The organism is Paraburkholderia sediminicola, assembly GCF_046027825.1.
Taxonomy (GTDB): domain Bacteria; phylum Pseudomonadota; class Gammaproteobacteria; order Burkholderiales; family Burkholderiaceae; genus Paraburkholderia; species Paraburkholderia sediminicola_D.
Window position 1 is genome coordinate 109587 of record NZ_JAQQDU010000010.1, and the last position, 22345, is coordinate 131931.

At 62.8% G+C, this 22345-nt stretch carries 20 protein-coding genes and 1 pseudogene; 6 read left to right on the top strand and 15 right to left on the bottom strand.

Features of this window, described 5'->3' with window-relative positions; genetic code table 11:
* The first annotated feature begins 34 nt into the window (after nucleotides 1–34).
* Both PQQ96_RS07980 and PQQ96_RS07985 read left to right on the top strand, forming a co-directional pair.
* Entirely contained in the window at nucleotides 35–1768 is a 1734-nt protein-coding gene (locus PQQ96_RS07980; RefSeq protein WP_408290608.1) for an IlvD/Edd family dehydratase, read from the top strand.
* Nucleotides 1769–1825: 57 nt separating this feature from the next.
* Nucleotides 1826–2032, top strand: coding sequence for a hypothetical protein (locus tag PQQ96_RS07985; RefSeq protein ID WP_408290610.1), 207 nt, complete (start codon nucleotides 1826–1828; stop codon nucleotides 2030–2032).
* Between the two features lies 1 nt (nucleotide 2033).
* On the opposite strand, the gene sap1 is transcribed toward PQQ96_RS07985, so the two are convergent.
* Both sap1 and speG read right to left on the bottom strand, forming a co-directional pair.
* Entirely contained in the window at nucleotides 2034–2372 is a 339-nt protein-coding gene (gene sap1 / locus PQQ96_RS07990; protein WP_201071662.1) for a surface attachment protein Sap1, read from the bottom strand.
* 444 nt (nucleotides 2373–2816) lie between these two features.
* Nucleotides 2817–3359 (bottom strand): spermidine N1-acetyltransferase, encoded by a 543-nt coding sequence (gene speG, locus PQQ96_RS07995; protein WP_408290612.1) that lies wholly within the window; start codon nucleotides 3357–3359, stop codon nucleotides 2817–2819.
* A gap of 277 nt (nucleotides 3360–3636) precedes the next feature.
* On the opposite strand from speG, the gene PQQ96_RS08000 reads away from it, so the two are divergent.
* On the top strand, nucleotides 3637–3819 hold the full coding sequence (locus PQQ96_RS08000; protein ID WP_408290650.1) for a hypothetical protein: 183 nt from the start codon (nucleotides 3637–3639) through the stop codon (nucleotides 3817–3819).
* A 239-nt stretch (nucleotides 3820–4058) separates the two neighbouring features.
* On the opposite strand, the gene PQQ96_RS08005 is transcribed toward PQQ96_RS08000, so the two are convergent.
* The 3 genes and pseudogenes from PQQ96_RS08005 to PQQ96_RS08015 all read right to left on the bottom strand — a co-directional run bounded on the left by PQQ96_RS08005 (nucleotide 4059) and on the right by PQQ96_RS08015 (nucleotide 5266).
* On the bottom strand, nucleotides 4059–4484 hold the full coding sequence (locus PQQ96_RS08005; protein WP_074281748.1) for an HIT family protein: 426 nt from the start codon (nucleotides 4482–4484) through the stop codon (nucleotides 4059–4061).
* A gap of 69 nt (nucleotides 4485–4553) precedes the next feature.
* Nucleotides 4554–4715 (bottom strand): annotated as a pseudogene (locus PQQ96_RS08010) (helix-turn-helix domain-containing protein); the annotation flags it as partial.
* Between the two features lie 23 nt (nucleotides 4716–4738).
* A complete protein-coding gene (locus PQQ96_RS08015) occupies nucleotides 4739–5266 on the bottom strand; it encodes an Lrp/AsnC family transcriptional regulator (RefSeq protein WP_408290614.1) in 528 nt (175 codons plus the stop codon).
* Between the two features lie 152 nt (nucleotides 5267–5418).
* Between PQQ96_RS08015 and mdeB the strand changes: the two genes are divergently transcribed.
* On the top strand, nucleotides 5419–8196 hold the full coding sequence (gene mdeB, locus PQQ96_RS08020) for an alpha-ketoglutarate dehydrogenase (RefSeq protein WP_408290616.1): 2778 nt from the start codon (nucleotides 5419–5421) through the stop codon (nucleotides 8194–8196).
* Between the two features lie 90 nt (nucleotides 8197–8286).
* Here the strand turns inward: mdeB and PQQ96_RS08025 are convergent, their stop codons facing one another.
* The 7 genes from PQQ96_RS08025 to PQQ96_RS08055 all read right to left on the bottom strand — a co-directional run bounded on the left by PQQ96_RS08025 (nucleotide 8287) and on the right by PQQ96_RS08055 (nucleotide 17292).
* Nucleotides 8287–9396 carry a diguanylate cyclase gene (locus PQQ96_RS08025; protein WP_408290617.1) on the bottom strand — a complete coding sequence of 370 codons (1110 nt, stop codon included), beginning with the start codon at nucleotides 9394–9396 and terminating at the stop codon, nucleotides 8287–8289.
* 71 nt (nucleotides 9397–9467) lie between these two features.
* Nucleotides 9468–10484 carry a chemotaxis response regulator protein-glutamate methylesterase gene (locus PQQ96_RS08030; protein WP_408290618.1) on the bottom strand — a complete coding sequence of 339 codons (1017 nt, stop codon included), beginning with the start codon at nucleotides 10482–10484 and terminating at the stop codon, nucleotides 9468–9470.
* A 17-nt stretch (nucleotides 10485–10501) separates the two neighbouring features.
* Nucleotides 10502–13063, bottom strand: coding sequence for a hybrid sensor histidine kinase/response regulator (locus tag PQQ96_RS08035; protein ID WP_408290620.1), 2562 nt, complete (start codon nucleotides 13061–13063; stop codon nucleotides 10502–10504).
* The gene (locus PQQ96_RS08040) at nucleotides 13060–13743 is read right to left on the bottom strand and encodes a chemotaxis protein CheW (RefSeq protein WP_408290622.1); all 684 of its coding nucleotides are present in this window, start codon (nucleotides 13741–13743) and stop codon (nucleotides 13060–13062) included. Before PQQ96_RS08040 ends, PQQ96_RS08035 begins: the two co-directional genes overlap by 4 nt.
* Nucleotides 13736–15127, bottom strand: a complete 1392-nt coding sequence (locus PQQ96_RS08045) for a CheR family methyltransferase (protein WP_408290624.1) — start codon at nucleotides 15125–15127, stop codon at nucleotides 13736–13738. The genes PQQ96_RS08040 and PQQ96_RS08045 overlap by 8 nt, the downstream gene beginning before the upstream one ends.
* On the bottom strand, nucleotides 15124–15588 hold the full coding sequence (locus PQQ96_RS08050) for a chemotaxis protein CheW (protein ID WP_120302708.1): 465 nt from the start codon (nucleotides 15586–15588) through the stop codon (nucleotides 15124–15126). The genes PQQ96_RS08045 and PQQ96_RS08050 overlap by 4 nt, the downstream gene beginning before the upstream one ends.
* 78 nt (nucleotides 15589–15666) lie before the next feature.
* On the bottom strand, nucleotides 15667–17292 hold the full coding sequence (locus tag PQQ96_RS08055; protein WP_408290626.1) for a methyl-accepting chemotaxis protein: 1626 nt from the start codon (nucleotides 17290–17292) through the stop codon (nucleotides 15667–15669).
* A gap of 356 nt (nucleotides 17293–17648) precedes the next feature.
* Between PQQ96_RS08055 and PQQ96_RS08060 the strand changes: the two genes are divergently transcribed.
* On the top strand, nucleotides 17649–18023 hold the full coding sequence (locus PQQ96_RS08060; RefSeq protein WP_408290628.1) for an ecotin precursor: 375 nt from the start codon (nucleotides 17649–17651) through the stop codon (nucleotides 18021–18023).
* A gap of 95 nt (nucleotides 18024–18118) precedes the next feature.
* Here the strand turns inward: PQQ96_RS08060 and PQQ96_RS08065 are convergent, their stop codons facing one another.
* From PQQ96_RS08065 to mnmE, 3 genes are all read right to left on the bottom strand, one after another.
* Nucleotides 18119–18280 carry a hypothetical protein gene (locus PQQ96_RS08065; protein ID WP_408290630.1) on the bottom strand — a complete coding sequence of 54 codons (162 nt, stop codon included), beginning with the start codon at nucleotides 18278–18280 and terminating at the stop codon, nucleotides 18119–18121.
* 345 nt (nucleotides 18281–18625) lie between these two features.
* Nucleotides 18626–19837, bottom strand: a complete 1212-nt coding sequence (locus PQQ96_RS08070) for a tyrosine-type recombinase/integrase (RefSeq protein WP_408290632.1) — start codon at nucleotides 19835–19837, stop codon at nucleotides 18626–18628.
* A 296-nt stretch (nucleotides 19838–20133) separates the two neighbouring features.
* Nucleotides 20134–21528, bottom strand: a complete 1395-nt coding sequence (gene mnmE, locus PQQ96_RS08075; protein WP_408290634.1) for a tRNA uridine-5-carboxymethylaminomethyl(34) synthesis GTPase MnmE — start codon at nucleotides 21526–21528, stop codon at nucleotides 20134–20136.
* Nucleotides 21529–21876: 348 nt separating this feature from the next.
* Here mnmE and PQQ96_RS08080 point away from each other — a divergent pair, with 348 nt between their 5' ends.
* Entirely contained in the window at nucleotides 21877–22344 is a 468-nt protein-coding gene (locus PQQ96_RS08080; protein ID WP_408290635.1) for an XRE family transcriptional regulator, read from the top strand.
* The last annotated feature ends 1 nt before the right edge of the window (nucleotide 22345 follow it).

Sequence of the window (22345 nt, forward strand, 5' to 3'; positions counted from 1 at the left end):
GCCCCGCCCTACCTATTTGCCAACAGGAGATTTCATGGCTGATTCCAACCAGACTAAAAAGCCGCTGCGCAGCCAGGCGTGGTTTGGCCTCAAGGACCGCGACGGTTTTCTGCATCGCTCGTGGATGAAAAACCAGGGCATTCCACACGACGAATTCGACGGCCGCCCGGTGATTGGTATCTGCAATACCTGGTCCGAACTGACGCCGTGCAACGCGCATTTTCGCGAGCTTGCCGAGTATGTAAAAAAGGGCGTGCACGAAGCGGGCGGCCTGCCGCTGGAGTTTCCGGTGATGTCGCTTGGCGAAACCAATTTGCGGCCTACCGCGATGCTATTTCGCAACCTCGCTTCGATGGACGTCGAGGAGTCGATTCGCGGCAATCCGATGGATGGCGTGATCCTGCTGGTGGGTTGCGACAAGACCACGCCCGCGCTGCTGATGGGCGCAGCGTCGTGCAACCTGCCCGCGCTTGCGGTTTCCGGCGGCCCGATGCTCAATGGCCGCTTTCGCGGCAAAAACATTGGCTCCGGCACGGGTGTCTGGCAGATGTCCGAGGAAGTACGCGCCGGGACGATGACGCAGGAAGAATTCACCGAAGCCGAGTCGTGCATGAACCGTTCGCGCGGCCACTGCATGACGATGGGCACGGCGTCGACGATGGCCTCGATGGTCGAATCGCTCGGCATGGGCTTGCCGCACAACGCGGCGATTCCTGCCGTCGACGCCCGCCGGCAAGTGCTCGCGCATCTTGCCGGGCGGCGCATCGTCGACATGGTCCGCGAGGATCTGACGATGGACAAGATCCTCACGCGCCAGGCGTTCGAAAATGCGATCCGCACCAATGCGGCGATCGGTGGCTCGACCAACGCGGTCGTGCATCTGATCGCGCTGGCCAAGCGCATCGGCGTAGAGCTTTCGCTGGAAGACTGGGAACTGGGCTCGAACGTGCCGTGCCTGGTGAACCTGCAACCGTCAGGCGAATACCTGATGGAAGACTTTTATTACGCGGGCGGCTTGCCGGCGGTACTCAAGCAACTCGGCGAACAAGGCCTGTTGCATCGTGAAGCGCTGACGGTGAACGGCAAGACGATCTGGGACAACGTGAGCAACGCGCCGAATTACGATGAGAAGGTGATCACAACGTTCGCCGAACCGTTCAAGCCGAAGGCCGGCATTGCGGTGCTCAAGGGCAACCTGGCGCCGAACGGCGCGGTGATCAAGCCGTCGGCGGCGACGCCGCACCTGCTGAAGCATCGCGGCCGCGCCGTGGTGTTCGAGAACATCGAGGAATTGCACGCGAAGATCGACGACGAATCACTCGATATCGACGAGCACTGCGTCATGGTGCTCAAGGGTGCGGGGCCGAAGGGCTATCCGGGCTTTGCGGAAGTCGGCAACATGCCGCTGCCGAAGAAGGTGCTGCAAAAAGGCATCACGGACATGGTGCGCATTTCGGACGGCCGTATGAGCGGCACGGCCTATGGCTCGGTGGTGCTGCATGTATCGCCGGAAGCGGCGGCAGGCGGGCCGCTCGCGTTCGTGCAAACCGGCGACATGATCGAACTCGATGTCGACGCGCGTCGTCTGCATCTGGACGTTACGGACGAAGAACTCGCGCGTCGCCGTGCGGCCTGGCAGCCGCCTGCACCGCCCGCGCGCGGCTACTACAAGCTCTATGTCGAACACGTGTTGCAAGCGGACCAGGGTGCGGATCTCGACTTCCTGGTCGGATCGAGCGGTGCGCCGGTGCCGCGCGACTCGCATTGATCGCCGTTTGAACGGCTAGACGTTTCTCCCTGCGCTTTGCGAGAAGGCGTATTGCCGATGCGGATCGACAGCCCGCATCGGCTTTTTTATCGGCTTTACACCGTGGAAAAAGTCATGGAAAACGCGGGCAGCAATAAAAACGGCTGGGCGTTCAATGCCCAGCCGTTTTATAACTCGCAGACTCACAGCCCCTCGACTTTTAAAGCAGAGGGTTTATGCAGAAAATCAAACGCCCGGGCTTTTCGCCGGAGCGTTGGCGTTTAGCTTATTGTTTGATAAATCGATCGTTTGCCCAGAGGCCTTGTGTATCGCTATTGGCCGAATTCACAAATTCGACATCATGGCCGACCACGCGCACAACGCGGAAACTGGAGTTCTCCGGCGTGGAGACGCATTGATATCCGGAGAAGAATTCCTGCATCTTTTGCTGTTCGCCGGCTTGCGCATGTTGATCGGCGGCGTCGAGTTTATCCTTCGACAGGCAGCCATACGCATTGGCCTTGAACTGGATCGTTTGCTGCGGCTTGACCATGGCGTCTTGCGCCTGAACGGAAGCGGCAGCCAAACCCGCAATGGCGAAAACAAGGGCGATTCGCATTTTCATATTTTCCTCCGGTGCGGGTTGAATTATTCAGGTTAGCTATGTATTTAACTTTAACGTCGAACCCGCACCTTGCACTTTAGGAGAACGCGAGAGAACGACAAGCACATCTTGTGTGCGGTCGCAACAGCGGCGAATTGTCGCACCACCTGTCGCACCTGCTTAAACCTTAAGCAGCAGCTTAAACAGGGCGCATTGAAACGGATAACTAAAAGACGGGCAGGGCGCACCGCTTTAACCAGTAAGGCTTTGCGGCGCGTATTGGCGTAAACGAGGGGCACCAATTAAGTGAATTAATACAATCAACGGGCGCATTTGGTGCATTGCACACAAAGTCATTCACCCGACTAATCAAAAATCACGAAATAAGGGTGTGTGTGCAGAAGATAAACGGTGCCAGGTCTGCCAGGCGACGCAGCATGGCGTCCCTGGGCGACGTAGGTTAGGTCACTCGCCGAGCTTGTTGGCCTCGAAAAACTCGGACTGGAACATGCACATGCGCAACGCATTGTGATAGCGGCCGTTGCCGAAAAACTCCTCGATCAACTCGGCCTCGTGCCGGAAACCGCACTTCTCATAGATGTGGATGGCAGCGGTATTCGACTTGTCGACGATCAGGTAGACCTTGCGCAGATTCAGCACCGAAAACGCATAGTCGATCGCGAGTTGCGTGGCGATGGTGGCATAGCCGCGGCCCTGCGCATCCGGCGCGATGATGATCTGGAACTCGCCGCGCCGGTGGATATAGTCCAGCTCGATCAACTCGACGACGCCGACGGTTTCGCCTGCGTTGTCGATCGCCACGAAGCGGCGCTCGCGCAGATCGTGCACGTGCTGGTCGTACAGTTGGGTCAGTTCAGAGAACGTTTCATAGGGTTCTTCGAACCAGTAACGCATGATCTTCGCGTTGTTGTTCACTTCGTGGACGAAGCGCAGATCGGTGCGCTCGAGCGGGCGCAGGGTCAGTTCGCTGCTGCGTTCGGTAGTCATTGGATTCCCCTTCAGAATTATTGGTTTGAGTGAGCAGGCTCAGGGTGAGAGCCCCGGCTTGCGTTTCCTGTTAGTCCGGGCTCAGCGTGGGGAGTTCTTACAACGCCTCGTTCGGGCGCAGCGCGCTCTTGTAAAGCGCGAGGCGCCGCGCGGGTTCGGCAAGGGTGGGGCGACGCGTTGTCGCAGGCCGCTTATCGCAAATTTGTGAGGGACTCGCCACCGTGCGGGCACATGCGGTGCTCTACAATGAAATCAGGCTCTTGCGATGGAGGCTACCGTGATTGAGCACTTGATATTAGGCGCTTTTCTGGTCATCCCGCTGCTTATCGTCGCGTTTCTTTTCTCCGACGAATTGTGGCAAGAACATCGGCATCTGCACGACCACACGGAGCCCATGTACGCGAGACCTCGCCGCATTGACTGGCGGCATCCGCTGCGCCGCCCGCGGCATCGGGTTTGAGTGGCGTGGCGAGTTGCACCAATCTTCACGCTGAAAGCATCGCCGCACGGCGAGGGTGGGGCGCGAACCGGACTCGCAAATAAAAAAGCCTGCCGTTTCGGGCAGGCTAAAAAGAGATCCACACTCAATGCCTTGCGGGTACAAGGCATGTGCCAGTCTATCCGGATGGCGCGTCCCGCTGGTTTCACCGGCCATTACACATATTACGGGGTATGACCACAGTCGCGCCGCGCCCGGCGTCAGTCAGCACGCCAATGGTCGCGGATGCGGGTGGCCAGCGCTTCGAGCGTAGCGGCGTCGGCGACATCGCGTGCATGCATGCGCAGCGGCTGTCCTTCCCAGCGTGGGATCACGTGAAAATGCACATGCGGCACCGTTTGTCCAGCCGCGGCGCCGTTGAATTGTCCGATGAACACGCCGTCGGGGCGTAGGGCAGCGCGAACGGCGATGGCGAGCTTCTGCGTCATGCGCATGCAGGCCACCGTCGAGGCATCCGACAACTCGAAAATCTCAACGGCCGCTTCTTTCGGCACGACCAGCACATGACCGTCGGCTTGCGGCATCAGGTCCATGAAGGCCAGCGCGGCGTCGCTTTCCGCCACTTTGATGCAGGGTAGTTCGCCGCGCAGAATCTTCGCGAAGGGATTGCTGTCGTCGTAATTCATCACGCGTCCTCTGGGTTGCCGTACGTATCAAGGTGGAGATGCTGTTGGCGATATTGTCCACCACAACTATTACAACGCGCGCGCTGCGCGTTTGATCGCTTGCGGCGGCTGGCCGAACGCACGCAGAAAGGCGCGCCGCATCCGTTCGGTATCGATGAAACCAGTTTCGGCCGCGACGGCTTCCATCGAGTGACGGCCCGCTTCGAGCATGGCGCGCGCGGGTCGGCGGCGGCTTAGCGACCCCTGATGTTTGCCTAGCGCCAATCGGTTGCAACGTCGTCGGGATCGACCAGTGTCAGTCCCGACGACGGCAGCGGCAGCGCCGTCTTGTAGCGCACCTGCTTGAGCGCAAAGCTCGAGCGAATGTTCGAGATACCCGGAATCTTCGTCAGATGATCGACGATGAAGCGCTCCAGCGTCTGCATATCCGGCATCACCACGCGCAGCAGATAGTCGGCGTCGCCCGTCATCAGATAGCACTCCATCACCTCGGGGCGCTCCGAAATCGCCTGCTCGAAGCGCAGCAGCGCGTCTTCCACCTGCTTTTCCAGACTTACCTGAATGAACACGTTGATGCGCAGCCCGAGCGGCTCCGGGTTCAGCAGCGTGACCTGCTGCTTGAACAGGCCGAGCTTTTCGAGCGCGCGCATGCGGTTGAAGCAGGGCGTGGGCGACAGATTGACCGAGCGGGCCAGATCCGCATTGGTGATGCGCGCGTTCTGCTGCAACTGGCTCAGGATGCCGATGTCGATGCGGTCGAGCCGTCTGGGTGGCGTGGTCATAGATGAAATATTCCGTGACAGTGGCGAAATCCGGAATAAATAGCCTATCCCAGAGCGGGATCGCAAGCAAATGAGAGGCTCATTTTGTGAGCACGTGGGTACCATTGACTCACTCGATCTTGAACCGAACGCGTCAATGCGGGAGTGGTGCCATGACGGATTTGTCCAGTGGTAGCGAGCAGTTGCGGTCTTTGGATCTTCAGCGCGCGGAACGTGCGGCGCGTGAAGATACCGACCCGCAGGAAACCGCCGAATGGCTGGAAGCGCTCGATGCAGTCGTCGCGCATGTCGGGCGGGACCGCGCGCAGTTTCTGTTCGACAAGCTCGCGGGGCATGCGCTGTCGCTGGGTGTGGAGTCGGCGCGGACCAACGTCACGCCGTACCAGAATACGATCCCGTTCGATCAGCAGCCGCGCTATCCGGGCAATCTCGAACTCGAAGAACGCCTTGCCGGCGCGCTGCGCTGGAATGCGCTGGCGATGGTGGTGCGCGCGAACCAGGCGTACGGCGAACTCGGCGGCCACATTGCGAGTTATGCGTCGGCGGCGGATCTGTTCGAGGTCGGCTTTAACCACTTCTTTCGCGCCGCGGCGCCGGGCGGCGAGGAGGGCACGGGCGACCTCGTGTACTTCCAGCCGCATTCGTCGCCGGGTGTGTACGCGCGGGCTTACCTCGAAGGCTTTCTCTCAGAGGAACACCTGCAGCACTACCGTCGCGAGATCGGCGGGCCGGGGCTGTGCTCATATCCGCATCCGTGGTTGATGCCGGACTTCTGGCAGTTTCCGACCGGCTCGATGGGCATCGGCCCGATCAACGCGATTTATCAGGCGCGCTTCATGCACTATCTCGCCAACCGCGGCCTCGCGCAGACCGATGGCCGCAAAGTGTGGGGTTTCTTCGGCGACGGTGAGATGGACGAACCGGAGTCGACCGGCGCGCTCTCGCTCGCGGCGCGTGAAGGGCTCGATAACCTTGTGTTCGTGATCAACTGCAATCTGCAGCGTCTTGATGGTCCGGTGCGCAGTAACGGTCGCATCATCGACGAACTCGAAGCGCATTTCATCGGCGCCGGCTGGAACGTGATCAAGGTGGTGTGGGGCTCGGACTGGGACGCGCTGTTTTCGCGCGACCGCACCGGTGCGTTGCTGCGCGCGTTCGCGCACACCGTCGACGGCCAGTTTCAGACCTTCTCGGCGAACGACGGCGCATACAACCGCGAGCGTTTCTTCGGTCAGAACCCGGAGCTAGCGGCGCTCGCCGCGCAACTGGGCGACGACGACATCGACCGTCTGCGCCGCGGCGGCCACGACGTGCGCAAGCTGCACGCGGCGTATGCGAAGGCGCTCGCGCATCGCGGCCAGCCGACGGTGATTCTCGCGAAGACGATGAAGGGCTTCGGCATGGGCACCTCGGGCCAGGGCCGCATGACCACGCATCAGCAAAAGAAACTCGGCTTCGACGACCTCAAGGCGTTTCGCGACCGCTTCCGCCTGCCGCTCACGGATGAGGACGTCGAACAGGTGAAGTTTTACAAACCAGCGGACGACAGCCCGGAGATGCAATACCTGCATGCTCGCCGGGCTGCCTTGGGAGGCTATCTGCCCAGAAGGCGGAGCGTTGCATCGAAGGGGCTGATCGTCCCGCCGATGTCCTCCTGGGGACAATTCGCGCTGGACTCGAACGGCCGCGAAATGTCCACGACGATGGCGTTGGTCCGCATGCTGACCGCGCTGCTCAAGGACAACGAAATCGGCCCGCGCGTGGTGCCGATCGTCGCCGATGAAGCGCGTACCTTCGGTATGGCGAATATGTTCAGGCAGGTCGGCATCTATTCACCGCTCGGGCAGTTGTACGAACCGGAAGACCTTGGCTCGATGCTGTATTACCGCGAAGACACGAAGGGGCAAATTCTCGAGGAAGGTATTTCCGAAGCCGGCGCGGTGTCGTCGTGGATTGCCGCGGCAACCTCGTACAGCGTGCATAACCTGCCGATGCTGCCGTTCTACATCTACTACTCGATGTTCGGCTTCCAGCGGATCGGCGATTTGATCTGGGCCGCGGCCGATCAGCGTGCGAGAGGTTTTCTGATCGGCGCGACCTCGGGCAAGACGACGCTCGGCGGAGAAGGCTTGCAGCATCAGGACGGCACGAGCCATCTGGCGGCATCGACGATTCCGAACTGCCGAGCGTACGATCCTGCGTTCGCCTATGAGGTCGCCGCGATCGTCGACGAGGGTATGCGCGAGATGGTCGAGGAACAGCGCGACGTGTTCTATTACGTCACGGTGATGAACGAGAACTACGCGCAGCCCTCGGTGCCGGGCGGTGATTTGCAGGCGCTGCGAAAAGGGATCCTGAAGGGTATTTATCCGCTCACAGCGCAAGCGCACGAGTCGACTTCAGCGACGCAAGCGCGGGACGCAACGTCTGCCACGCAAGCACAGGTACAACTGCTCGGCGCAGGAGCGATCCTCGGTGAAGTCATCGCGGCGCAGCAACTGCTCAAAGACGACTGGCAAATTGAAGCCGCCGTGTGGAGCGTGACCAGCTTCACCGAGTTGCAGCGTGACGGCATGACGTCCGAGAGAAACGCACGTCTTGGTGAGGCGACAGATGCACCGTACGTCACGAGAGCGCTCGAAGCATCGCGCGGCCCGGTCATCGCCGCGACCGACTATGTTCGGGCGGTGCCCGAACTGATCCGCGCCTATGTGCCGCGCCGCTATGTGACGCTTGGCACCGACGGGTTCGGTCGCAGCGACTCGCGCCAGGCGCTGCGCGAGTTCTTCGAAGTGGACCGTAAAGCTATCGTGATCGCGGCGTTGAAGGCGCTGGTGGACGAGGGTGCTATCGATGCCGGCTTGCTCGTCGAAGCACGCAGCAAGTATCGCGGCGATGCGCCTGCAGGCGCTGCTTCGTGGCAATGCTGATAAAGCAGCACCGCTTCAAAAAAAAAGCGCGCCCCGCGAGATGCTCAGGCGCGGTTCCACTCTGCGGCGCTTGAACGGCAGATCAAGCGATCAGCCGCTCACCGCCACCTGATTCTTCCCATCCCGTTTCGCGCGATACAGCCCCACATCGGCGGCTTCGATCAGTGTCGTCACCGGTTCGGCAGCGGATGGCACGATGTTCGCCGCGCCGACGCTGATCGTCACGACGCCTGCCGCCGACCCTGCATGCGGAATCCCCAGCCCCTCGATCGCCAGGCGGATTTTCTCGGCCAGCAATCGCAAGCCACCCGACGACGTCCCCGGCAACACCACCGCGAACTCTTCACCGCCGAACCGCGCCGCGAGATCGGGCGAACGGCCCAGACATGACTCGACGGTGTGCGCGACGCGTTTAAGCACTTCGTCGCCGGCAACATGACCATAGGTGTCGTTGTAGGCCTTGAAGTTATCCACATCGATCATCAAAAAGCCGAGCGCGGTCTTGTCGCGCGTGCCGCGACGCCATTCGGCGGCCAGGTACTGATCGAGATAACGACGATTCGACAAACCCGTCAACCCGTCCGAATGCGTGAGCCGCTGCAATTCCAGATTGGTCGCGAGCAACTGCTGTTGCGACTGGCGTAGCGCCTGATAGGCCTCGTCGCGCTGCAGCAGGTTCAGATACGAGCGCGAGTGATAGCGGATCCGCGCGATCAACTCGATGCGATCCGGCAGCTTCACGAGGTAGTCGTTGGCGCCCGCAGCAAAGGCCGCGCTTTTCACCAGCGGCTCTTCCTTGGTCGACAGCACGATGATCGGAATATCGCGCGTCGCCGGATTTTGACGGTATTGACGCACGAGGGTGAGGCCGTCGGTGCCGGGCATCACGAGGTCTTGCAGGATCACCGTCGCGCGGGTTTCCCCGGCGCAGCGCACCGCCTCTTCAGGCGACGCGCAATAGTGGAAGTCGACGCTCCCTTCGCCGGCCAGCGCCTGGCGGACCGCCTCGGCGATGATCGCCTGATCGTCGACCAGCAACACCATGATCGGGCACTCGGCGGCGGGGGGATTGCCGAGGATGCGCGCCAACGCGTCATCGATGGCGCTATTGGGCGCATCCTCCGCGTACGCCTGCGCGTTCGCGTCGTGTTCTGCGAGGGCCGGCGCGGTGGCGTTCTGATGCGGTTTGGAAGTGTCCATGTTGGTCAGCCAGAATAAATGTCAATAAATCGTAGCGGGCTAATGTGCAGCTAGTGTGCGCCTACCGGGCCTTAACGTGCAGCGACGGCGGCAGCGAGCGCAGCGGCAATACGCGGCAAAGGCAGGATCGCGGCGGCGGCGTCGAGTGCCGCGGCCGCCTTCGGCATGCCGTACACGGCGCAGGTCGCTTCGTCCTGCGCGATCGTGTGATAGCCCTTGGTACGCATCGCCTTGAGGCCAATCGCGCCGTCGCGGCCCATGCCGGTCAGCAGCACACCGATCGCCCGCGCCTGCCAGCGTGCCACAACACTATGAAAAAACACGTCGACGGAAGGCCGGTAGGGCGTTTCGGCCGGCACGTTCGTGTAGCCGAGCACGTTCGGCAGCTTCAGGTGCAGATGATCGTCGGTGGCGGCGAGCAGGACGACGCCCGCTTGCGGCCGGTCGCCTTCGTTGGCGATCCGCACCGGCAGCGCCGATTGCTGGTTGAGCCAGTCGGCCATGCCGGCGGCGAATGCCGCGTCGACGTGCTGGACGATGACGACGGCGGCCGGGAAATCCTTCGGCAAGCCGGCGAGCAGGGTGGCGAGTGCCGCTGGCCCGCCCGCCGAGGCGCCGATCGCAACCAGCGGCGTGTCGCGATTCGTCGCGCTTTGGGGCGCCGCCGCAGCCACTGCGCCAGGCGCGTTGCGCTCGGTGACCAGCGCGCCAATGCGGTCGATCTTCGCGATCAGGGTGGCGATGCTCTTGTGCGCGTCCGGACCGCTCAGCGAAGGCGTATCCACCGCATCGAGCGCGCCCGCGCCCATCGCTTCGTAGACCCGCCATGCGTTCGCACCCACGTCGACGGTCACGATCAGGATCGCGCATGGCGCCTTCGCCATGATGCGGCGGGTGGCCTCGATGCCGTCGACATTCGGCATCACCAGGTCCATCAGCACGATGTCGGGCCGCTGCGCGGTGCAGAAATCGACCGCCTGCTGGCCGTCCTGTGCAACCCACAGCACCTCGTAGTCGTGGCGCGCCGCAAGCGCGTGGCGCAGCGCCTCGACGGCGAGCGGCAGGTCGTTGACGATTCCGATTTTCATTCGTTTTATCCGTGGGCTTAACCGTACGCTTCGCCAATCAAATCACGCACTGCATCGAGCAGTGCTTCGTCGTGGAAACTGCCTTTCGCCAGATAGTAATCCGCGCCTGCGTTCAGGCCGGCGCGGCGGTCCTCTTCACGATCCTTGTACGAGACGATCATCACGGGCAGCGCTTGCAGTTGCGCATCGCGCTTGATGAGCGTGACGAGTTCGATGCCGTCCATCCGCGGCATATCGATGTCGGTAATCACGAGGTCGAAGCGCTCGCTGCGCACCGCATTCCAGCCGTCCATGCCGTCGACGGCGATCGTCACGTCGTAGCCGCGCGTGGCCAGCAGCTTGCGTTCGAGCTCGCGCACGGTGAGCGAATCGTCGACCACCAGCACGCGCCGCGTGACGCGCCGGGCGGCGAGGGCTGCACCATGTTGCGTGTGCTTCAGATCGCCGCCCGCGACGAGCCGTTCGACCGAGCGCAGCCAGTCGTCGACGTCGGCGATCAGCACCGGGTCGCCGTTTTCCATCAACGCGCCGGCGGTGATGTTCCTGATTTTGCCGAGGCGCGGATCGAGCGGCTGCACGACTAGCATCCGTTCGCCGAGAAAGCGATCGACCACCACGCCGTAGGTCGCTTCGCCGTCGCCGATCACGATCATGCTGACGGTAGCGGCGTCATCGGCGGGCGGCGCCGTGTCGAGAATCTGATGCGCGGTGACGACGCCGATGCGGCGGCCGTCGAAGGCAATGTGCTGATGGCCTTCTAGCAATTCGATATCCGCTCGGTTCACGTGCAGCGTGCGGTTCACATGCGCGAGCGGCACGGCGTACGGCTCGCCCGCGACTTCGACGAGAAGGCTGCGGATCACCGAGAGCGTGAGCGGCAACTGCAACTGCACGCGCGTGCCGAGGCCGGGTTCGTGCGTAATGCGCACCGTGCCGCGCACGCGCTTGACGACGTTGTGTACCGCATCGAGTCCGATGCCACGGCCCGAGACCTCGGTGACCTGATCGCGCAGCGAGAAGCCGGGCAGGAAGAGGAATTCGAGCAGTTCGGCCTCGGTCAGGCGCGCGGCCGTTTCCGCGCTCGCCAGTTTCTTGCGGAAGATCGAGGCGCGCAAGGCGTCGAGGTCGATGCCCGCGCCGTCGTCGGTGACGGTGATGAGCAGTGCGCCCGCAGTGTGGCGCGCGTCGAGCGTGAGCGTGCCTTCTTCGGGCTTGCCGTGCGCGAGGCGTACCGCAGGTGCTTCGATGCCATGGTCGAGCGCGTTGCGCAGCATGTGGCCGAGCGGCGCTTCGAGCAGATCGAGAATGTCGCGGTCCACCTGAGTCGATTCGCCGACCAGTTGCCAGCGTACCTTTTTGCCGAGCGATCGTGCGACGTCACGCACCATGCGCGCGAGACCGCCGGTGCCGTCGCCGAAGGGGCGCATCCGGCATTGCAGTGCGGCGTCGTAAAGCTGCTGCGACAGATGCGTCGAGCGGCGGTCGAAGCTTTCCAGATCGGCCAGACGTTCGGCGAGCAGATGCTGCGATTCTGCGGTGAGGCGGCGTAATTCTTCGAGCGCGGCGTGCGCGCGCGGGTCGAGCTTCAGATCGGCGAGCGTTTCGTGCAACTGATCCAGCGCGCGTGTGCCGTCGCGTTGGACGCGCTTGACGCGCAGCATCGATTGCGCGAAGGGTTTGAGCCAGCGGGATTCGACCAGCGATTCACCGGATAGGGAGAGTAGCCGGTCGAGGTTGTCGGCGCGTACGCGCAGCATGCGGCTGGGGTCGGTTGCCGGGGCGCTTGTGTCGCTCGGGGTGGACGCGGTTGCGGCGGAGGACGCAGGGGCGCTGGCGGAACCGAACTGGGGTGCGGTGGCCGACGCCGACGAGGTTGCCGAAGCGAACGAGGTTGCAGAGGCGGGCGTTGCGGCTGACTCGGACGCACCAGCAGTCGGGCTGGCCGGTGCGGGCGTCGCCTCGGCGCGCAAAGCGTTGGCCAGTAGATTAAATGCGGCGTCGGCGTCATGGTCGGCGCCGGCCGAAGCGGTTTGTGGTTCCGTGGCTACGCTGGGCGCAGATGCAGATGCAGATGCAGATGCAGAAGCAGATGCGGAGCCAGCGACGCGAGCAGCACTCGCGGCAGGCGTAGAGGCTGCCGTCGAGGCAACCGGCGATACGCCATCCCGCCGCATTGCCACGCCATGCGGCACGACACCCGCCATCCGCGCTTGCAGCGACGCCACGCATGCGCTGACGGTGTCACGGGCCGATTCGTCTTCATCATTGCCGATGCGCGCAACGATATCGACACCGCGCAGCAATGCATCAATCCAGGCGGCGTCGAGCAACGCGCGCTCTTCCTGCGCCGCGACGAAACAATCCTCCATTGCGTGCGCGAGTTCGACACCGACCTGCACACCCACGATACGCGCTGCGCCCTTCAGCGAATGCGCCGCGCGCATGCAGGCTTCGAGCGCGGCGGCATCGCGCGGCGCGCGGTCGAGGGCGAGCAGGCCGTCGTTGAGCACGCGTGCCTGGGTCCGCGCTTCTTCGCGGAAGAGATCGATCAGCGACGGGCGGCGCGGGTCGTCCGTCATCCGAGACTCCGGTTCAAGGTATCGAACAATGCATCAGCGTCGAGCAGGCCGACCGTCATGCCGCGCCACGGGGCCACGGCGCGCGTATGCGCAGCGGCAGTGTGTGACAGCGTCGCCGGCGGCGGGCAAAAGGTAGAGACCGCGATCCGATGCACGCCGTCGACCTGATCGACGGGCAGCACGGCGTGCTCTTCGGCGCGCGAGACTACCAGCAAACGCGGCAGATCGTGACGCGCTTTATCGTCGGGCTCGTCGGTGCCGGCCTCGAAACCCAGCAGATGCGCGAGCGACAGGCACACCAGCAAATCGCCCTGCACATTCACCACGCCCAGTACCGCGCGATGCTGCCGGTGCGGCAACGTATGAATCGGCCGCGTTTGCACTATGCGCTTGAAGATCGGCGTGGGCAGCCCGAGCCATTCGCCGCCGATACGGAAGATGAGGAACGACTCGCTCGCTCCTTGCGGATCATGTCGTTGCTGATGTGCCGGTGTGCGGGCGTCATGCTGCGCGAGATCCACGAGTGGAATCGGCCGTTCCAGCAATTTCGCCGCAGCCGTTTCGAATACGGGGCAATTCAGACAGCGCACGTATTCGACCAGCCGCTCGCACGACGAATCGCCGCGCACGCCGATGCGGTTCCAGCAATCGTCGAAGGTCACCGTGCGTTCCTCAACCACGTTGCGCTCCCTGTGCGCGCGACGCGCGGTCCATCAACAGACGCGCGCCGTTGCGATCGCCTTCGAGTTCGAGCAGCGTCGCCAGATGCGCGAGCGCTTCGCCGTGCTGCGGGTCGAGATAGAGCGCCTTGCGATATTGGCCGCGTGCGAGGTTCGTATCGCCGCTAGCGTCGGCCAGCACACCGAGCAGATAGAACGCGTCGGCGTGCGGCGCGTGCTGTTCCAGATAAACGTTGATCGCGTTCGCGGCTTCCGTCAGACGACCCGCGTCGGCCAACGCATGCGCGGCTTGCAGCGTGTCGCGTGCGGCATTGGTCGGCGAGGTGAGCTTCGGCTCCATGAACTCGTGTGGCTGCGACGCGGCTTTGGACGGGTTCGGCGTCTGCGGCGAACGATCGCCGAACGGTGCGCGCGCAACCGCATCGGGCCACGCGAAAGGCTCTGCTGAGAACACCTGCAGCGGCGCGAGCGCGGGCACCGGCGAATGTGTCATTGCGAGTGCCGCAGCGGTGGCGAGCGGCGCGGTGTGCCAGACGTTGAGCTGCGCGTCAGCGGGCGCGGCGCGGTGAAATGCGAACGCCAAAGGAATCTTCGCCGACTGCATGCCATGACGCATCAACAGCCCCGTTTCCGCGGGACCGACGAACAGCGTGCCGTTTTCAGCCAGCACGTCGCTGAGCGCATGCAGGGCCCTTTGTTGTGCGTCACGGTCGAAGTAAATCAGCACGTTGCGGCAGAACACGAAGTCGTAGACGCCCAGTGCCGTGGCATCGAGTTGCATCAGGTTGGCGCGCGAGAACCGGACCGTCTCGGTGATGCGCGGCGCGAGACGCCAACCGTCTTCGGTGCGCGTGAAGTGGACGTCGCGAAACGGGAATGCGTTGCCGCGAAACGAATTGCGGCTGTACACGGCGCGCTGCGCGACGGCCAGCGAGCGCTCGCTAATATCCATCGCGTCGATGCGCATATGCGCGGCGTCGATGCCGGCGTCGAGCAGCGTCATCGCGATCGTGTACGGTTCTTCGCCGGTCGAGCAGGGCAGGCTGAGAATCCGTAGCGGCAGCGCGGTGCCGCGCTCGTCGAGGCGTTCGTGCGCGAGACGAGCGAGCGCTCTGAACGCGTCCGCGTCGCGGTAGAACCAGGTCTCCGGCACCACCACCGTTTCAACTAGCGCCTGCACCATCGAGGGCGACCCGTGCGCGGCCTCCCAGTAGTCGGCGAGCGTGGCGCCGGCGTGACCGTCCTCGCACCAGGCCGCCGCGCGCTGATCGACCGCTCTCTCGATCGCGCTATGACCGAGCGATGCTGCATCGAGCCCAATGGTTCGATGCAGCAGATCGACGAAGCGTCGATAGAGCGGCGCGTTGTCGTGATGCGCGTTCATGCGTGCGCCTCGGGAAACAACAGGGCTTTGACATCGTCGGGCAGCAGATGCTCGACGCGAATCCATTGCACCAGACCGCCTGCTTCGCTCGCGACCGGGCCCAGATAGCGCGCGTGCGGCATGTCGATGCCGGCATCATGAAACGCGTCGGCGTTCAGGCGGATGGTGCGCGTCGCGCCTTCGAGCAGAAGCGCGAGCAGGCGCACGGTGCCCGCATGCGGATAGCGCACCAGCACGACGCGCGTCGACATCAACTGCGCAGCGGGGCGGCCGAGCGCGAGCGCCGGCAGATCGATCACCGGCAGCGGTGCGCCTTCGTGATCGAGCACGCCTGCGACCCACGACGGCGCGCCGGGGATCGTCTTCGGCGGCGACTGCGGCGTGAGCGGCATCATGCGCTCCACCTGCGTCGCGTCGATCACGTAGCGTTCGCTATCGAGCGTGAAGAGGATGAAGAGCATCGGCGTGGACGTGGGCTGGGGTGGAGTGGCGGGCGGTTTGCGTCAGCGTGCGTGTCTGCATGAGCCCGCCGCGGCGCGTCAGGCGATCACCTTGAAGCGCGATACGCCGGTGCGCAGACTATTGGCGACGTGCGTCAGATCGTCGATGGCCTGGGTCGACTGGCGCAGCGATTCCGCCGTCTGCTGCGCGGCCTCCGAGAGTTGCGTCAGCGCCTGGGTGATCTGCTCGGCGCCGGTGGCTTGCGTCTGCATGCCTTCGTTGACCATCGAGAAGCGCGGCGCGAGCGCCTGCACCTGCTGGATGATCTGCGTGAGATGGCCGCCCACGTTCTGTACGTCGAGCATGCCGCGCCGCACTTCTTCGGAGAACTTATCCATGCCCATCACGCCCGCAGCCACCGCGGACTGGATCTCCTTGACCATCTGTTCGATGTCGTAGGTCGCGACGGCGGTCTGATCGGCGAGACGACGAATCTCGGTCGCCACGACCGCGAAACCGCGGCCGTATTCGCCCGCCTTTTCTGCTTCGATCGCCGCGTTCAGCGAGAGCAGGTTGGTCTGATCCGCGACCTTGGTGATGGTGGCGACGACCTGGTTGATGTTACTGGCCTTCTCGTTAAGGATCGCGAGCTTGGCGTTGACCGAGCCGGCCGCTTCCATCACGAGGCGCATGGTCTCTTCCATGCGCGCGAGGCCGGCATGGCCGGTGCCGGCGAGCGCCGCCGACTGGCCGGCCACTTCGGAGACTTCGTTCATCGTGCGCAGCAGATCGCGCGAGGTCGCGAAGATTTCGCGCGACGTAGCGCCGATCTCAGTCGTGGTCGCCGCGGTTTCGTTCGCGGTGGCTTGCTGTTCACGCGACGTCGCCGCAATTTCCGTCACCGACGTGGTGACCTGGACCGCCGACTTCTGCGCCTGCCCGACCAATGCGGTGAGCTCGTCGGTCATGCGGTTAAAGCCTGCTTCGAGCGCGCCGATTTCATCCGCGCGGTTCAGTTGCAGACGCTGCGTGAGGTCACCCGTGCGCATGATGTCGACGACTTGCAGCACCTTCGCCATCGGCGTAGTGACCGCGCGCAGCAGCCAGTAACCGGCCAGCACGGCGGCGACGGCGGCGAGCAGCAGCATCACGAGCAGCACGATACGGGTCGTTTCGACCGAACTGCGGATGCTTTCGGTGGACTGGTCGGCGTAGGTCTTGTTGTCGTCCACCAGCTTGCGCACGGCAATCCGGCCGGTTTCCCAGACCGGCGTGAGCTGCGCGTTGAAGATACGCGCGGCGTCCTCTTTCGAGGTCGCCAGGGTGGTCATCAGCGACGCCTGGATCGGCAGGTATTGCGTGTGCTGCTGCCGGAAGTCGTTGAAGAGGTCACGGTCGTCCTGACGGAAGATCGTGCCGCCGTAATCGTTGAGCAGCTTCTGCAGCGTTTGCTGCGTCTCGACGAGGCGCGCGGTGTCGCGTTTGACGGAATCGGCGTCCGCGTCGACATAGATGAGACGCTGGGTGACGGTGTAGTTCTCGAACCAGGCCGCGCGCATCGCGGTTGCGTAGTAGAGGCCGGGCATCGAGTCCTGCTGCTGGCTCTTCGCGTCGCGGTCGATGCCGCCGAGTTGCTCGAAAGTGACGATTGCCATTGCCAGCATCACGATCAGCACGATCCCGAAGCTGCACAGAATCCGTTGCCGGATGGTCCATTGTTTCACGCGCACGCCCCTTAACTTTTTGGCTTGGGCTCGACGCCCGGCGGTCGACTGGTGGGTCTCGGGGTCGAAGAATCGGAAAGCTTTGCGGGTCGTCGGATTTGTCCGACGGGTCATGCGGCGAATTTTACATTGATCGTGGGAATGGATGACGGTCGGCCAGGATGCATTTTGCGGTGTTGGCTGGGTGCCGCGCTGGGCGCCAGACATTGCGCCCACCATTTTTCCCGCTTGGGAAAAATGGTGGGCAAGGACGCTCGCGCGACGTTACACCCGTAATGCCTGGTTACCAACTGCAGCATCTATTTCCGCGCGCGCCCTACACAATCCGTTCCATGCCTAACCGGCGGGAGCGAAACATGAAAAAGATTGCGATGGCGTTGTTGATGGTCGGGAGCCTGAGTGTGGCGGGGCAAGCGTCGGCTCATGGCGATGGCGGGGATGTGGTCGGTGCGCTGATCGGCGGTGCGGTGCTGGGCGCGGTGGTGACGTCCGCGTTGAATCCGGCGCCTGTGGTTGCTTACCAGCAGCCGGTCTACGCGCAGCCGGTGTATCAGCCGGCGCCCGTGTATGCGGGGCCGCCGCCGGGATACTGCTATGACCAGTACCAGCGTGCGTACGTCGCGTGCGGTGCGCCGCCGCAGGGACAATATGGGTATCAGCAGGAGGCTCAACCCGAGTATTCGCAGCAGCCTCAAGCTGCATATCCGCAGCAGCCTCAGCCAGGCTGGTAAGTGAGATGCGCAAGCGCGTAGTGTCGATGCTCGCGCGCAGCAGCGAAAAAGGCCGTCGCAGGTTGCGACGGCCTTGTCTTGTTGGGTGTCTCCGCTCAATGCTTGTGATGCAGCCACTCCGCATAATGCGTGTCGAGCCAGCGCTCAAGGCGCTCCGGCTTGGTCTTGTCGCGATAGTGCGACGCAGCCCAGATCGCTACGCCGACCACCAGCATCACCATCGGTCCCAGCAAATAAGCCATTAACGATTCAGACATGGGGAGCCTCCGTCCCGGCTTGCATCCGTCCTAGTAGTTTAGGCGATGATAGGCGGAAAAAAAGACGCTGTGATGGGTTGGCTGGTAGCGCGGTGGGATTGACGTGAATGCGCCGGGAGCGGTGTAGAAGATCGCGACTGAGAACCTAGCGAAGAAGATAGTTTTCTTTTTATTCGCTGGTACTTGCTGTCGGCGTTTCTTTCTCTGTGTACCATAAAATGCGCTGACGGTGTGACGGTGTGACGGTGTGACGGTGTGACGGTGTGACGGTGTGACGGTGTGACGGTGTGACGGTGAGATGAGTAGTGGCGGCAATCGGTCCGTAACTTGCCGCACCTGCCGCGCTTAACCGATCACGCCCTGTCGGCCGCTCTCAATCTGGGCGTCGACAAAATCCGCCCACAGTTGCAAAGTTCGACGCCGTTCCTCGGCATGCTCGGCGTGATCCTCTCCGCCCGGAGCATCCTTGACGCTATGCGCCAGCGCATTTTCAATCGCGTCCGCGGGCTGCCCCATCTCGCGCAAGTGGGTCGCGGCGGTGCGTCGAAAGTCATGTAGGACGAAATGCTCGACGTCGAGTCCGAGCGATTTGACGGCCTGATTGAGCGTACTTTTGGCGATCGGCCGATCGTCACCCCTGACACTCGGGAAGACGAAATTCCGACTGGTCTTCGTATCCTGAAGCTCGCGCAGCAGGGTGACCGCCTGATGCGAGAGATACACCACATGCTCGCGACCCTTGTTCATTCGCTCGGCGGGGATGGTCCATCGCGCTGCGTTGAGCTTGAATTCTGACCAGGCCGCCTCGACGATGTCCGATTTCCGCACCATCGTCAGCACGAGCAGATGCAACGCCAATTTCAGCGGGCGCCGAATGTTCGATGCGTAGATCGCCCGGAGCATCGCGCCTATTTCGTCTGGCGCGAGCACGCGGGTGCGGCTGTCTGGCGTTGCGATGAAGCGTGCCGGGATGAGTTCTGCCGGATTGGCCGTGGCGAGTTGCCGGGCGATCAGGTACTCATAGAGCCGCTTGACCGCGTTGCGCGTGTGCAGCGCCATCTTGGGCGAGCCACGGCTTTTGATCTGGTCGCATATCGCGCGGATGTCGTCGTCCGTCACGGCTTTGATCGGCTTGGCGCCAATGGCGGGGAGAACATCTTTTTCGAGCGCGCGCCGCGTGGTGCGCTGATACTCCGCCGACTTGCCGGCCATCTCCGTCGCGAGATAGAGCTCCGCACCCTCGCGCAGCACCTCGGCCTTGCTTTCCGCACCGCGGTCGCGGCGCGCCGTCGCCACGGGCGAGACGCCGCTTGCGACCATCTCCGCGTACTTCTGCGCCTTGGCGCGCGCGACCCGCAACGAAATCATCCGGTAGTCGCCGATCGTGGCGAGCGGCTGACGCTTGCCGTTCAGTGAATAGCGGAAGCGCCAGACCTTGGTGCCCGTCGTCATGATTTCGATGACGAGGCCGTTGCCGTCCGCGACGCAATATCGCGTGGCGCGCGGCTCGAGCGCGCGGATCTGCGTTTCGGTAAGGGGGGCGGCTAGTTTCGGCATGGCGGATTGTTTGATGCGGGGATGCCGGCAATTTTAGACTAGCTGGCTTTTGTGTACCAACAAAATAAGTGGATTTGGGTCAACAGAGGCCGTTCAATGAACGGCAGTGCAGACGTGGGGCGGGGGGAGTCGGTGATCCCGAACGTTGCTCCCGATCCAAGGGGTACCATTTTGGTGGCTCCGCCGAAATGGTCTTGGGCGGGCCGCCTGGCCGCTCAGAGGCAACTTTCGCTTTCTCGGGGGACGACGACCTCTGGCGAGATGCTCGCGATGATAGGTCGTCGCTTGGCAGCAGGTTATTTGCCGATGCAAAACCTACTGAAAATCACGCCGAGCAGGTCGTCCGAACTGAATTCCCCTGTGATCGAGTTCAGTTGGTCCTGCGCGAGCCGCAATTCCTCAGCGAACAGATCCAGCGCCTGGGAGTTCTGATCGGCGTGCGCCGCGGCCGTCGCCAGATGCTCCTGGGCTGCGCGCAGCGCAATCAGATGACGCTCGCGGGCGAGGTAGACACTCTCCGCGCCGGCCTGCCAGCCGGCGATACGCAGCAATTCTTCACGCAACAACGCGACGCCATCGCCTTGTTTCGCCGACAGCCGTACTTCGCTGAGCTCGAGATCCGCGTCCAGCGGTGTCGCGGCCGGCGCAAGCCCGGTCAGATCCGTCTTGTTCAACACGCGCACCACCGGCACCCCGCTTGGGAAACGGCCAGCGATCGTTTCATCTTCGGCATTCATACCGGTCCGTGCATCGAGCAGATGCAGCACCACATCCGCGCGTTCGATCTCGCTCCACGTGCGCGCAATGCCAATCTTTTCCACCTCGTCTTCCGTATCGCGCAGTCCGGCCGTATCGATCACGTGCAGCGGAATGCCTTCGATCTGGATGGTCTGCGCGACCTTGTCACGCGTCGTGCCGGCGATTGGCGTGACGATAGCCAGCTCCGCGCCGGCCAGCGCGTTCAATAGCGACGACTTGCCAACGTTCGGTTGCCCCGCCAGCACCACCGATAAACCCTCGCGCAGCAATGCCCCCTGGCGCGCTTCGCTCAGCACGTGCGCGAGGCGCTCGCGAATCCGCGTGAGCTTGCCGCGGGCGTCAGCGGCTTCGAGAAAGTCGATTTCTTCTTCCGGGAAATCGAGCGTCGCTTCGACCAGCATCCGCAGCGTGATGACCTCTTCGACCAACGCGTGGATGTCGCGCGAAAACGCGCCGTCGAGCGAGCGGCCCGCCGAGCGTGCGGCGGCCTCGGTGCTGGCCTCGATCAGATCGGCGACGGCTTCCGCTTGCGCCAGATCCAGCTTGTCGTTGAGAAACGCGCGGCGCGTGAATTCACCCGGCTCGGCCAGACGTAGACCGAACGCACGGCCGGCGTCGATGCACCGCTGCAAGACCAGTTGCAGCACGACCGGACCGCCGTGGCCTTGCAACTCGAGCACATGCTCGCCGGTGTAGGAGTGCGGGGCGGGAAAGTACAGCGCGATGCCGCGATCGAGTGCGCTGCCGGCGTCATCGAGGAAGGGCACATAGCTCGCATGCCGTGGCGCGAGCGCCTGGCCAGTGAGTGCTTGCATCAGCGGCTGCGCGGCGGTTTCCCCGGCGCGACCGAACGAAATCCGCACGACCCCGATTCCGCCTCGGCCGGGTGCGGTGGCAATGGCGACGATCGGATCGGAATCGGTGGCGAGCATGGGGACGAGGCTATCAGAAGGGATTGAATACGCAGGAGCGGGCGCCGGGCATTGTAACGCGGGCACCGGAAGGGCCTTCGGTCAGGCCAGGATTCCTAGAACAGGAGTTGTTTCATAAGACAAATAAGGATTTATCTCAAACAAGCTAAGATAGCTTAAGGCAAATTTGTGACTTACTGTCTCACCAGACGGCCTAAAACGCACGCCACACAAGGAAAAAACGGAATTTAGTAAAATCGTGAAACGCCGCAATATATGGCGATTTCAAGCTAAAAATAGCCTAATTGAGCTATAAAATAGCGCGATTGGTTGTCCACTGAGTATGCGCCGAATTGCACAATCGGGCCCATGCCGACCTCCAAAGAAAAAGCAGCTTTCGCCAAGCGGCTGAAAGACTCACTCCCCAAAGACATTAAGGGCGGGACCGATTTAGCCCGGGAATTCAATTTGCGCTATAGCGATGGCCCTGCGGTCTCACCGCAAACCGCGCACAAATGGCTCGCGGGTACGACGATTCCCAAGCGCGATAAGTTGCAGGTTTTAGCCGTATGGCTGCAAAAAGACGTTCACTGGCTGCATTACGGGCCTGCGCCATCCGGCAAGACTAAACCGCTTGCACGTGGCGAGAAATATCCCATGACGCCGGAAACGATCGAACTGGTGACGCAGATGGCGAACCGGTTCGCGGGTTTATCGCCGAAGCAGCGCAATCTGGTGGAAGAACTGATCACTGAATTTGACGGCGGCACGCAACAGGAAACCGGCGCCGCGCCTGAAGACGCATCGAAAGACAAAGGCCCACCGGCCGAGTCATAAA